Origin of the sequence: Micromonospora sp. WMMA1998, assembly GCF_027497375.1 — a bacterium.
Lineage (GTDB): Bacteria > Actinomycetota > Actinomycetes > Mycobacteriales > Micromonosporaceae > Micromonospora > Micromonospora sediminicola.
Map to the genome: position 1 here is coordinate 233,198 of NZ_CP114911.1, position 12,452 is coordinate 245,649.

8 protein-coding genes are annotated in these 12,452 nt (G+C 74.7%); 6 read left to right on the top strand and 2 right to left on the bottom strand.

Features of this window, described 5'->3' with window-relative positions:
* Positions 1 to 41: 41 nt before the first annotated feature.
* On the bottom strand, positions 42 to 2,999 hold the full coding sequence (locus O7600_RS01100; RefSeq protein ID WP_281591846.1) for a beta-ketoacyl synthase N-terminal-like domain-containing protein: 2,958 nt from the start codon (positions 2,997 to 2,999) through the stop codon (positions 42 to 44).
* 176 nt (positions 3,000 to 3,175) lie between these two features.
* Between O7600_RS01100 and O7600_RS01105 the strand changes: the two genes are divergently transcribed.
* From O7600_RS01105 to O7600_RS01130, 6 genes are all read left to right on the top strand, one after another.
* Positions 3,176 to 6,340 carry an amino acid adenylation domain-containing protein gene (locus O7600_RS01105; RefSeq protein ID WP_281591847.1) on the top strand — a complete coding sequence of 1,055 codons (3,165 nt, stop codon included), beginning with the start codon at positions 3,176 to 3,178 and terminating at the stop codon, positions 6,338 to 6,340.
* Positions 6,337 to 7,557, top strand: a complete 1,221-nt coding sequence (locus tag O7600_RS01110) for a cytochrome P450 (protein WP_281591848.1) — start codon at positions 6,337 to 6,339, stop codon at positions 7,555 to 7,557. The genes O7600_RS01105 and O7600_RS01110 overlap by 4 nt, the downstream gene beginning before the upstream one ends.
* A gap of 48 nt (positions 7,558 to 7,605) precedes the next feature.
* Entirely contained in the window at positions 7,606 to 8,013 is a 408-nt protein-coding gene (locus O7600_RS01115; RefSeq protein ID WP_091576548.1) for a RidA family protein, read from the top strand.
* Entirely contained in the window at positions 8,013 to 9,005 is a 993-nt protein-coding gene (locus O7600_RS01120; RefSeq protein WP_281591849.1) for an alpha/beta hydrolase, read from the top strand. The genes O7600_RS01115 and O7600_RS01120 overlap by 1 nt, the downstream gene beginning before the upstream one ends.
* A gap of 624 nt (positions 9,006 to 9,629) precedes the next feature.
* Positions 9,630 to 9,752: a hypothetical protein gene (locus tag O7600_RS01125; RefSeq protein WP_255292609.1), complete on the top strand. Its 123-nt coding sequence runs from the start codon at positions 9,630 to 9,632 to the stop codon at positions 9,750 to 9,752.
* 110 nt (positions 9,753 to 9,862) lie between these two features.
* Positions 9,863 to 10,405, top strand: a complete 543-nt coding sequence (locus O7600_RS01130; RefSeq protein WP_281591850.1) for a CGNR zinc finger domain-containing protein — start codon at positions 9,863 to 9,865, stop codon at positions 10,403 to 10,405.
* A 27-nt stretch (positions 10,406 to 10,432) separates the two neighbouring features.
* Here O7600_RS01130 and O7600_RS01135 read toward each other — a convergent pair whose 3' ends face one another.
* On the bottom strand, positions 10,433 to 12,403 hold the full coding sequence (locus O7600_RS01135) for an acyl-CoA dehydrogenase (RefSeq protein WP_281591851.1): 1,971 nt from the start codon (positions 12,401 to 12,403) through the stop codon (positions 10,433 to 10,435).
* Positions 12,404 to 12,452 lie beyond the last annotated feature (49 nt).

A 12,452-nucleotide genomic window follows, 5' to 3' on the forward strand; every position in this document is an offset into this window, starting at 1 on the left:
CCTTCTTTCGCTGGTGACAGGGGTGTGGCGGCGACCGGCGGTCAGCCGACCGGGACCCGGGCGCGGGTGTCGTCGTCGAGCAGGGCCCGGCACAGCGACATGTGGTCGCCGAGCGTCGGGCGGGTCATGAGGTCGCGGATCGGTACCCGGACGCCGAGGTCCGTGCGGAGCCGGCGCGCCAGGTGGGTGACGCTCAGCGAGTCGCCGCCCAGGTCGAAGAAGTCGGCGTCGTCGGACAGCTGGTCCCGGCCGAGCAGATCGCGCCAGAGCCGGCCGACCAACGCCGGCACGTCGTGGCCGGTGGGACCGGCCGGGTGGTCCGGGCCGGGCGTCACCGTGGCGGCCACGAGCGGCGGGACACCGGCCGGCGGGGTGGGCCCGTCGGCCACCGGGGCGGCCTCGGCGGCGAGGTGGCGCGGCCCGTGGAAGGCGTACCCGGGCAGGTGGACGCGACGCCCGGTGGGGCACGTCGCCTCGATCGCCACCGGTTGGCCCATGGTCCACAACCGGCCGAGGGCGGTCAGCACCGCCTCGTCGTCGTCGCTCCGACCGCCGCACAGCGGCACGGCGGTGAGACCGCCGCTCTCCGCCAGGGTGGACAGGGCGTGACCCGGTCCCACCTCGACCACGACCGCGCCGGGGAACCGGCCGGCCAGCTTCTCCAGCGCCGGTCCGAACCGGACGGTGTGGCGTGCCTGCGCGGTGAACCGGGTCGCCTCGACCGGTGTCCCCGGGACGAGCACGTCGCCGCTGTTCGCGGCCCACGGCAGCGTCGGGGGTCGGAGCCGCGTCGCGCCCAGTGCCTCCCGCAGTGGCGCCTCCGCGGCGTCGACGAGCGCGGTGTGGAACGCGCGGCGGCTCCGCAGCCGCCGCGCGCGGACCCGCCCGGGAGGAAGCCCGGCCTCGAAGGCGTCCACCACGTCCGGCGGACCGGCCACGACGGTGTGGTCGGGGGAGTTGACGGCGGCGACCTCCAGCGCCAGGCCGGAGGCGCGAATCAGGTCGTCGGCCTCGGCACGGCCGCACGTCAGGGCCAGCATGGCGCCGGGCGGGCACTGCTGCATGGCCTGCCCCCGGACGGTCACCAGCCGGGCCGCGTCGGCCAGGTCGAGCACACCGGCCACGCACGCGGCGGTGATCTCGCCGAGACTGTGTCCGATCACGGCCGCGGGGCGCAGGCCGAGCGCGCGCAGGGCCACGGCGGCGGCGTACTCCACCGCGAACAGGGCGGGCTGGGCCAGCGCGGTCTCGGCCAGTTCGTCGGCGGGGAACCGGGGGTCGTGCAGGGCGCGGCCGACCAGGTCGGCGGTGGCCGGGTCGTACGCGTCGAGCACGGTCGCCAGCGCCGGGGCGAAGCCGGGCAGGCCGGTGGCCAGTGGCCGGGCCATCCCGGGGTGCTGGGCGCCCTGCCCGGGGAAGGCGAGCACGAGCGGGGCCGGGCCGGACGCGGGCACGCCCGCGCGCAGGGCGCCGCCGGACGTCAGCCGCCGGGCGAGCTGGTCGGTGTCGGCGGCGACGACGGCGAGGCGCTCGGTCAGGTGGGCCCGGCCGGTGGCCAGGGTGCGCGCCACGTCCCCCGGCTCGATGCGGTGGGCGTCCAAATGGTCGGCGAGGCGGGTGGCGGCCCGGTCGAGCGCGGCCTCGTCGGCCGCGGACAGCACCACCAGGCGGTGGCCCGGGCCGGCCTGGGACGCCGGGCTCGCGACCGGCGGCTGTTCCACCACCACGTGGGCGTTGGTGCCGCCGACGCCGAACGAGCTGACCCCGGCACGCCGAGGCCCGTCGTCGGGCCACGGGCGGGCCTGGTCCGGCACGTACAGCGGCGACTCCTCGTGGTCCAGCAGCGGGTTGAGCGCGTCGTGGCCGGCGACCGGCGGGATCACCCCGTCCCGGACCACGAGGATCGCCTTGATCAGACCGGCCACGCCCGCGGCGTTGTCGAGGTGCCCGGTGTTCGCCTTCAGCGCGCCCACCGCCACCTGTGCCGGGCGCGCGCCGCTGGCACGCAGCGCCGCGGACGCCGCGGCCCACTCGATCGGGTCGCCGATGCGGGTGCCGGTGCCGTGGCTCTCCAGGTATCCGATGGTCTCGCCGCCGACGTCGGCGGTCCGCAGGGCGGCGCGGATCACCGCCTGCTGGCCGTCGACCGAGGGGGCGTAGTAGCCGACCTTCGCCGACCCGTCGTTGTTGACGGCGGTGCCCAGGATGACGCCGTGCGGCGCCGGGCCGTCGTCGAGCGCGTCGGCGAGGCGCCGCAGCACCACGCAGGCGACGCCGGACCCGGCGACGATGCCGTCGGCGCGGGCGTCGAAGGGGCGGCAGTGCCCGGTGGGGGAGTGGATGCCACCGGGCACGTGCAGGTGACCGGCCTGCGGGAAGGCCATCCCGGCCGCGACCACGAGCGCCTGGTCGCAGTCGCCGTTGAGCAGTGCCTGCACGGCGAGGTGCACCGCCACCAGCGACGACGAGCAGGCGGTCTGCACCGCCAGCGCCGGGCCGTTCAGGTTCAACCGGTACGACAGGAGGCTGGCCAGGAAGTCGGGCTGGGTGCCGTGCAGCGCGTCCTCCAGGGTCAGCGGCGTGAGCCGACCGCCGGCCACCATCCGCCGGAGGTAGTCGCTGCTGCTGGCACTGGCGTACACGCCGGTGGTCAGGCCGGTGTCGAGCGGGTTGAGTCCGGCGTCCTCCAGGGCCGACCAGGCGCACTCCAGCATCAGCCGGTGCTGCGGGTCGAGCATCTCGGCCTCGCGGGGGCTCATCCGGAACAGCGTGTTGTCGAACCGGTCGGCGTCGGCGAGGTGACCGTGCACCGGCACGTAGTCCGGGTCGTCGAGCAGGTCCTGGGGCACGCCCTCGGCGGCCAGCTCGTGCCGCTGATAGCGGCGGGTGAGGACCTGTCCGGCGGTGAGAGCGGACCACCACCGGGTCAGCTCGGGTGAGCCGGGGAACCTCCCGGCCATGCCGGTTACGGCGATGTCGAGGGAACGGTCGCGCGCCATGCACCCACCTTTGATCAGTCACCAGGCGCACCGTCCGGCGTGGAAGATGCGGCCTCGATGCCCGGACTTGCCAGTAGGTTGCCAGACGAGGCAAGGTCATGGCAACGTTCTTGTCGAACATGGTGACGCGCATCGTCCGGTCACCACCAGAGGGCACCGACGAGGGGAGAGGCAGCGTGCAACCAGACCCACGATGGACGGTCGGCGCGCCCAACACCGCGCCGGCCGAAGGGCTGCACCAGACCGTGGCCCGGCAGGCACGGTCGCGGCCCGCCGGCGTCGCCGTCGTCGAGGGCGCCCGCGCCCTCACGTACGCACGGCTCGACGCCACCGCGGACGCCTGGGCCGCCGGGCTGGTCGCCGCCGGGGTACGCCCCGGCGACCGGGTGCCGATCCTGCTGCCCCGCGGCCTCGACCTGGTCGTCGCGCTGCTGGCGGTGCTGAAGGCCGGCGCCGCCTACTGCCTGCTGCCGCCGGAGTGGCCCGCGCCCCGGCGCGACGCCGTGCTCGCGGACCTGCGGCCGCCGCTCGTGGTCACGGGCGACGAGCCGGCCGGTGACCTCACGGCGCCGGCGTGGCCGGTCGCGGCCGCACCGGTCGCCGCGCCCCCCGGTTTCCGGCCGGTGGCCGTCGACCCCACCGCGGCCTGCTGCGTCTTCTTCACCTCGGGCACCACGGGCCGGCCCAAGGGGGTGGTCAGCCCGCACGGGGCCACCGCCCGCCTGCTGCAACCCGGCGGCTTCGCCCGCTTCGACCACACGACGGTGACCCCCCTCGCCGCCGCCACCGCCTGGGACGCCTTCTCCCTCGAACTGTGGTCCGCCCTGCTCAACGGCGGCACCTCGCTGATCGTCGCCGATCCCTATCTCTCCGCCTCGGCCCTGCGTCAGGGATCGGCCCGGCACGGCGCGAACACCGTGTGGTGCACCGCGAGCCTGTTCAACCTGCTGGTGGACGAGGACCCGGACGCGTTCCGGGGGTTGCGCCAGGTGATGATCGGCGGGGAGCGGCTGTCCGTGCCGCACGTCCGCCGCTTCCTGGCGCGCCACCCCGACGTCGTCCTGCTCAACGGCTACGGCCCGGTCGAGTGCACCATCTTCGCCACCACCCACCGGATCCACCCGGACGACTGCGACCGACCCGGCGGCATCCCGCTCGGGCGGCCGGTGCCCGGCACGCAGGTGTACGTGCTGGACGGGCAGCGCCCGTGCGCGGTCGGCGAGACCGGGGAGATCTGCCTGGCCGGCGACGGGCTGGCGATCGGGTACCTCGGCGACCCCGCCCTCACCGCCGCCAAGTTCACCCTGGTCCGCCTCGACGGTCGTGACGTCCGGGTCTACCGCACCGGGGACCTCGGCAACTGGGCCGCCGACGGCCTGCTGCACCTGACCGGCCGGACCGACCGGCAGCTCAAGATCCGGGGCAACCGGGTGGAGCCGGCCGAGGTCGAGCGCCAGATCGAGGAGCTGCTTCCGCACGTGCGGCAGTGCCGGGTGGTCGCCCGCAGCGACGGGCGCGGCGACCGGGAGCTGATCGCGTTCTGCGTCCCCGACCGCGCCGACGCTCCGCTGACCGACGCCCTGCCCCGGCTCCGCGACACGCTCGTCGCCCACCACCGCCCGGCCGCGGTGGTCGGTGTCGCCGCGTTCCCGCTCACCGCCCAGGGCAAGCTCGACGAGCGGGCGCTGCTGGCGCTGGCGCCGCCGGTCGCCCACCCGGATCCGGTCGTCGGCGCCGACCCGGCCACCCTCGACGACCCGGTGCTGCGCGACGTCGCGGAGTGCGTCGCCGCCGTCCTCGGCGCCGGCCCGGTCCGGCTGGGCACCCCCTTCCCCGAACTGGGCCTGACCTCGCTCGACGCCGGCCGGGTGTGTGCCCGTCTCACCGCCCGCACCGGCACCCCCGTACCGGTGTCCTGGCTCTACGAGTACCCGACCGTGACGGGCCTCGCGCGCCGCCTGTCCGACGCGATCGCCGCCCCGGAGGCCGGCGCGCCCGCCACCGACGACGACGCGGCCCCGCTGACCACCGTCCAGGTCATGCAGCTCACCCGGGAGCTGCTGAACCCCGCCGACCGCACCGGGCACTGCCTGCTCAGCTGGGTCGTCGAGGGCGACCTCGACCGTGCGGCCCTGGCCCGGGCGATCGAGGCGGTGCACCTGCGGCACGAGTCGCTGCGCGCGGCGTACCTGCTCGACCCGGAGCCGGCGGCGTACCCCGACGACGTGCCCGCGCCCGCGCTGACCGTGCTGCCGGCGCACGACCGCGTCGACGCGGCCCGGGCCGCCGCCCGCGCGGCGCTCGCCGCGCCGCTGGCGCCGCAGGACGCCCGGATCTGGCACACCGTCCTGGTCCCCGTCGACCTGCCGGCGCCCGCGCCGGCCACGGCCGTGTTCGGATGCGCGGTGCACCACGTCGCCTTCGACGGCTGGTCCGAGGCGGTGCTCGCCGAGGACCTCGGCACGGCGTACCGGGCGGCCCTGGCCGGCGCCGGTCCCGACCGGGTCGCGGCCGCGCTCGGCGCCGGCCCGGCCCTGGCCGACCTGGCCCGCGCCGCCCGCGACCGCGACCGCCTGGCCGAGCCCGAACGCCGCCTCGCCGAGACCCGCGTCGACCTGGCCGGCGTGCCGCCGCTGCGGTGGCCGTCCCTCGACGGCGACGACCCGGGCGTCGGCCCCGACTCCGGGGCGGCGCCGACCGGCGCGATCGTGCCGGCCGGAGGCCGCCGGCCGCCCGAACGGGTGGAGGCCAGGCTGGACGCGGACGCGCTCGCGGCCGTCGACGCCACCGCCACCACGGCCGGCGTCACCCGGTTCGTCGTGCTGCTCGCCCTGTGGGCGGCGAGCGTCGCCGACGTCACCGGTCAGCGGGACCTCGCCTTCGGGGTGCCGGTGGCCCGCCGCGACGACCCCGCGCTGCGACGCGCGATCGGTTGCCACATCAGCATGCTCTGCCTGCGACTGCGTGACGCCGCGTGCGAGGGCGACGGCGCGGCCGTGCGGTCGGTGGGCGCCGCCGTCCGGCAGGGGCTCGCGGCCCAGAGCCTGTCCGGAACCCACCTGCTCGGCCCGGCCGGACGGCCACCGGCCTACCAGACCCTGTTCGCCTGCCAGGACAACGCCGTGCCCGAGCTGCGGTTGCCGGGCGCCCGCGTCACCTTCGCCCGGCAGCCGTATCTCGATCTGCCCCTGGAGCTGCACGCCGAGCTGTGGCCCGACGGCGACGGCCTGCGGCTGGAGATCGCCTACCACCCCACCGCGGTCACCGCGAAGACCGCGCACGACCTCGCCAAGTACTTCACCGAGCACGTGTACAGCCAGGCGACGGGAGCCCGGGCATGACCATCAGCGCCGTACCGGCCACCACCTCCGATCCGGCCGGGCCGCACGCGCCGTCGCTGTCCCGACTCACCGACCCGGACCTGTACGCCGACGGCGACCCGCACCCCCTCTGGGAGTGGATGCGCGCCCACGCCCCGGTGCACCGGCAGCACGCGGGCGAGCTGCCGGCGTTCTGGTCCCTGACCAGGTACGCCGACATCCGCGCGGTCTACCAGGACAGCACCACGTTCAGCTCGGCGCAGGGGGTGCTCCTGCGGCCCGCCGTGGTCGGCCCCGACCCCGGCGGCGGTCTGACGCTCGCGCTCACCGACGCTCCCCGCCACAGGCAGTTGCGGTCGCTGATGGCCGGCTGGTTCAACACCCGCGCGGTCCGCGCGCTGGAGGGCTACGTGGAGGCCGCGGTCCGCCGGGTCCTCGACGACGCGGCGGCACGGGAGACCTGCGACTTCGCCACCGACATCGCGGGCCGGCTGTCTCTGGCGGTGATCGCGCACATCCTCGGGGTGCCCGAGGCCGATCACGACCGGCTGTACCGGTGGACCGACGAGGCGTTCGCGGCCCACAGCTCGCTCGTCTCCCACCCCGACATCGTCGAGTACTTCCTGGACCTGCTGTACCGGCGGATGGAGGAACCGACCGGGGACCTGGTCAGCGCCCTGCTGCACGGCACCGTGGGCGGTGAGCTGCTCACCGAGATCGAGGTCGTGCTCAACTGCGAGAACCTCATCGGGGCCACCGAGAACGGCCGGCTCGCCCTCATCGGCGGCGTGCAGGCGCTCCTCGAACATCCGGGGCAGTGGCGTCGCCTGGCGCGGGACCGGAGCCTGCTGCCCGGCGCGATCGAGGAGATCATGCGGTGGACGTCGAGCGCCACCCACAGCGTGCGGACCGCCACCCGCCCGTACGAGCTGCACGGTCGGTCCATCGCCGCCGGTGACAAGGTCGTGCTCTGGCTCCCCTCGGCCAACCGGGACGAGGACGTGTTCGCCGACCCGTACCGGTTCGACATCTCGCGGACCCCGAACCGGCACATCGCCCTCGCCGTCGGTGAGCACTTCTGCATCGGCGCCACGCTGGCCCGGGCACAGATGCGGGTGCTCTTCTCCGAGCTGCTGGACGGGCCGTACGCGATCGAGCTGGACGGTCCGGGCCGCCGGGTCGCCTCGATCGCGGTGAACGGCCCGCAGAGCCTGCCGGTCCGGCTGCGGGCGCGCTGACCGGCCGCCGTCACACCCACTCACCACCGCGTCCTCGGGAGGACACCTGTGCCAGCACCACGGATCACACACCTGAGCGAGCCGGCCGGCGTGCAGCCGAGTTCCGGCTACACCCACGTCGTCGTCGGGCGGGGCCGGCTCGCCGCGATCGCCGGGCAGATGGCGTTCGACGCCGAGGGGGAGCTTGTCGGGGCCGGCGACCCCGAGGCGCAGGCGCGGCAGGTCTTCACCAACATGGGCCGGTGCCTGGCCGCGGCCGGCGGCGGCTTCGACGACGTCGTCAAGCTCACCTGGTTCGTCACCGACGTCGCGTTCCTGCCGACCGTGCTGGCGGTCCGGGACGAGTTCATCGACACCGCCCGGCCGCCGGCCAGCACCGTGGTCCAGGTGGTCGCGCTCTACCGCCCCGACCTGCTGCTCGAGGTGGACGCCCTGGCCGTGCTGGAGGAGGCGTGATGACCGGGGCCGCGGCCCGCCCGGTGGCCGCCGCCCCACCGCCGTTCGACCCCGAACTGGCCGGCCCGCTGGCGGAGATCCTGTCGGAGCTGCCGATGCCGCTCACCGCGGACCTCGTCGCCGACCGGCGGCGCCGCTCCCGCGCCGGCCGGTTGACCGACGCGCAGATCCGCCGCGACGGGGCGTTCGAGATCGAGGAGCGGACCGTTCCCGGCCCGGCCGGCGCTCCCGACGTCCCCCTGCTGATCTGTCGTCCGACGAACGCCTCGGCGCCGGTTGCCGTGGTCTACCACACGCACGGCGGCGGGATGGTGGCCGGCAGCCACCGCAGCACCGAGCTGGCCGGGGAGCTCGACCGGGCGCAGGCGCTGGGCCTGGCCGTGGTCTCGGTCGACTACCGGCTGGCTCCCGAGCACCCGGATCCGGCCCCGGTGGAGGACTGCTACGCGGGGCTGCGGTGGCTCGCCGACCACGCCGGCCCGCTCGGTCTCGACCCGGACCGCATCGTACTGAGCGGCAACAGCGCCGGTGGCGCGCTGGCGGCCGGCCTGGCGCTGCTCTCCCGGGACCGCGGTGGCCCGCGACCACGGGGACAGCTGTTGCAGTTCCCGATGCTGGACGACCGGTGCATCTCGGACTCCTGCCGGCAGCTGAGCCGGGTCGGCCTGTGGGACGGGCTGTCCAACCGGGCGGGATGGACCGCGCTGCTCGGTGCGCGCCGAGGGACGGCCTCGGTGTCCTGCTACGCCGCCCCGGCGCGGGCCACCGACCTGTCCGGCCTGCCGCCGGCCTACCTCGAGGTGGGCTCGGTCGAGGCGCTGCGGGACGAGGGCATCGCGTACGCGAGCCGGATCTGGCAGGCCGGTGGGCAGGCGGAGTTGCACGTCTGGTCCGGCGCGTTCCACAGCTTCGACGAGTGGGTGCCCACCGCCACCGTGTCCCGAAGTGCCCACCAGGCGCGCGTCGGCTGGCTGACGCGCGTGCTGGGCTGACCGAGTCGGATCAACAATCGTCCGGAGCCGGGTCGTCGCCGTGCGGCGGGGGCCCGGCTCCGTGTACGGATGGGGTCCGCAGAAATTCGAGGCAAACTGTTGGCATGAAGTAGGCAAAAAGGCGCTTCCTGGTGCCCGTGACCGGCGCCGAATTCGCGGAGCGCCGCCCTGCGGCTGCCGCCGCCTGGCAACGGGCCGACGAACCGCATCAAGGCGGGGCTCCCCGCGTTCTGTCGTCCTTGTCGGATCTGCGCGCTGCTTCACATTCGTCCTGGGATCTGTGGCGGACGAGCAGGCGAATTCTGCGGTTACCTGGCCAATTGCCCTGCTTAATCGGCACGTCGGAGCGGGTCGCCCCGGAGTCGTCGGCCCCTGGTGCGGCGCCGACGGAGGCGCGCCGCGGCGGCCCGAGCGGGCTCCCGTGGGTGACGTGTCAACGTCACGTCCGAACGAGGATTCCTCGCGTTCGCGGCTGAGTTGCCAACGGTGAATTGACTCGTGCCAAAGTTAGGCAACACCTTGCCAAGAGCCGGCCGATGTCGATAGGTTATCGCGTAGCGGGGCGGACAACCCGAGCGGCACAGCCGCCGGTTCTGTCCACATCCCCATCCCTCTGATCTGGAGTTGACAATGCGCAGGTGCCTGGTAATCGCCGTTGCCGTCCTCGTCTCCGTGCTGGGCACCACCAGCAGCGCGTCGGCCTCGGACATCGACTGGCCGGTGGCCCCGGTCTCCACCGCGCGGTGACCCCCGGGCTCGCCGGCGTCGTGGCGTCTCCGGGTGTCGGGTCGGCCTCACCGGTCGGGTCACGTCGGCGCCCGGAGCGGATCGGATCCGTCCTCCCGGACGAGACGGCCGTGGCTCTGGTCGCCGCCGCGGCGCTGGCGAACACGACCACGGCGGACGACGCCCGGCCCGACGACGCCGCGCTCGACCGGATGGCCCCTCTCCTGAACACCGGGGAGGGGCCGGTCTGCGGCGCGAACGACCTGCGGACACTGCGTGGCCTCCGTCCACGGGTGCGGGCACTCTGGCAGACGACCGAGGACGGCGCGGCGTGCGCGGTCAACGACCTGCTCGACGAATTCGACGCCCGGCCCCGACTGGTGAACCGGGGCCCGTGGGGCTACCGCCTGGAGGTCGTCCCGGTGGACGCGCCGCTCGCGACCCGCTTCGCGATCAGCACCTCGATCGCCGTCGCCGACCTGCTCCGCCGGGGCGAGTTCCGGCGGCTCCGTTCGTGTGCCCGTCCCACGTGCCACAACGTGATGGTGGACCTGTCCAAGAACCGGTCCAGGAGATACTGCGAGGGCCGGTGCGGCAACCGCGCCGCGGTCAGCGCCTACCGCTCCCGCCTGGCGTCGGGCGTGGCCGACGGCCGGGACCTGCCGCGCCGCTAGGGAAACACCAACCCCGCGCGGCGACGGTCAGCCGACCTCGGCGTCCCGGGCCGCCATGACCTCCTGCCGACCGGCCTCCTCGCGCAGCACGGCGCAGTGCAACCACAGGTCCGGGATCCCGAACGCGTCCACGAGCGTGCGCATGTGCGGCCGCAACTCCTTGAGCAGCCCGTTCACCACCGCGGTGATCGCCTTCGAGCGCGTCGGGGTGAGACGGCCGTGCTCCAGGAACCAGCCCTTGTCGGCCTCGATGACGCTGAGCGCGTACAGGTCGCAGAGGCGGGCGAGCAGCGCCTGCGCGGCCGGGTCGGCGGTGCACTCGATGCCGGCGACGAACGCCTCCAGGGCGATCCGGTCGACGTGCGCGGCGGCGACCGCGAGGACGTGGTCCTGGACGTCGTTGAAGATGTCGAAGGGCCGGTCCTTCTTCGTCGTCGCGCCGTTTCGCAGGCGCCGCACCGCACCGTCGAGCAGGTGCCTCTCGCGGTCCTCGAAGAGCTTGAGCTGCCAGCCGCGGTCGGTGACCGCGACCTCCTCGTCCCGGCCGGGCACGGAACCGACCAGTCGCTCGATGAGCGAACGGGCGGCCGTGCGTTCGAGCACCATCTCGCGGACCTGGTCGGCGACGAAGGAGGCCCGCCCCCACCCGTCCAGGGAGCCGAACTCGTCCCGGTAGCCGGTGAGCAACCCCTTGGCCACCAGTTGCAGCAGCACCGTGTTGTCGCCCTCGAACGTGGTGAACACGTCGGTGTCGGCCTTGAGGCCGGGCAGCCGGTTCTCGGCCAGGTAGCCCGCTCCGCCGCAGGCCTCGCGGCACATCTGGATGGTCCGGGTGGCGTGCCACGTCTGGCGGGCCTTCAGGCCGGCGGCCCGGGACTCCAGCTCCCGCTGCCGGTGCTCGTCGATCGGCTCGCCTCCGCCCTGCACCTCGGTGAGCGTCGTGACCAGCTCGTTCTGGGCGAAGTGCAGGGCGTACGTGGTGGCCAGCGCGGGCAGCAGCTTGCGCTGGTGGGCCAGGTAGTCGTTGAGCAGCACCTCACGGTCGGCGTCGGGCGTGCCGAACTGACGGCGCACGTCGCCGTAGCGGATCGCGATGGTCAACGCCGAGCGGGTGGCCGCGGACGCGGCGCCGCCCACGCTGATCCGGCCCCGGACCAGGGTGCCCAGCATGGTGAAGAAGCGCCGGGAGTCGTTCTCGATCGGGCTGGAGTAGCTGCCGTCCTCGGCCACCTGGGCGTACCGGTCCAGCAGCATGTCCCGCGGCACGCGGACGTGGTCGAAGCTGAGCCGCCCGTTGTCCACGCCGAGCAGGCCGGCCTTGGGCCCGGCGTCCTCGATGGTCACGCCGGGCAGCGGCCGTCCCCGCTGGTCGCGGATCGGCACCAGCCACGCGTGTACGCCGTGCCGCCGCCCCTCGATGACCAGTTGGGCGAAGACCACCGCCATCCGGCCGTCGCGGGCCGCGTTGCCGATGTAGTCCTTTCGGGCCGCCTCGTGCGGGGTGTGCAGGTCGAAGGTCTGCGTCCGCGGGTCGTACACGCAGGTGGTGCGCAGTTGCTGGACGTCGGAGCCGTGACCGGTCTCGGTCATGGCGAAGCAGCCCAGCAGCCGGGCGGCGACGATGTCGCGCAGATAGGCGTCGTGGTGCCGCTCGGTGCCCAGCGCCATCACCGCGCCGCCGAACAGCCCCCACTGCACGCCCGCCTTGACCATCAGCGACAGGTCGACCTGCGCCAGCATCTCGCTGGCCACGATCGAGCCGCCGATGTCGGAGCGGCCGCCGTACTCGGCGGGGAAGGCCGACGGCATGCCCATCTCGGTCGGCAGCTCGGCGAGCAACCGGGTGATCCGCGCGCGTGCCTCGTCGCCGGTCTCCCCGTACACCGGGAGGAAGCGCTCGTCGAGCTGCGTCCGGTGCGCGTCGCGGACCGCCGCCCACGGGCCGTCCAGCACCTCCTGGAGCCGCGCCGGGTCGACGGGGCCGGGCACATGGGTCATGACCACCTCGGTAGACGACGTCATGGTTACCTGTCGTACCCACTCAACG

Bases quoted from the DNA above. Each gene is read 5' to 3' on its own strand.
- O7600_RS01100 (WP_281591846.1), bottom strand. From the start codon at position 2,999: ATGGCGCGCGACCGTTCCCTCGACATCGCCGTAACCGGCATGGCCGGG.
- O7600_RS01110 (WP_281591848.1), top strand. From the start codon at position 6,337: ATGACCATCAGCGCCGTACCGGCCACCACCTCCGATCCGGCCGGGCCG.
- O7600_RS01120 (WP_281591849.1), top strand. From the start codon at position 8,013: ATGACCGGGGCCGCGGCCCGCCCGGTGGCCGCCGCCCCACCGCCGTTC.
- O7600_RS01135 (WP_281591851.1), bottom strand. From the start codon at position 12,403: ATGACCCATGTGCCCGGCCCCGTCGACCCGGCGCGGCTCCAGGAGGTG.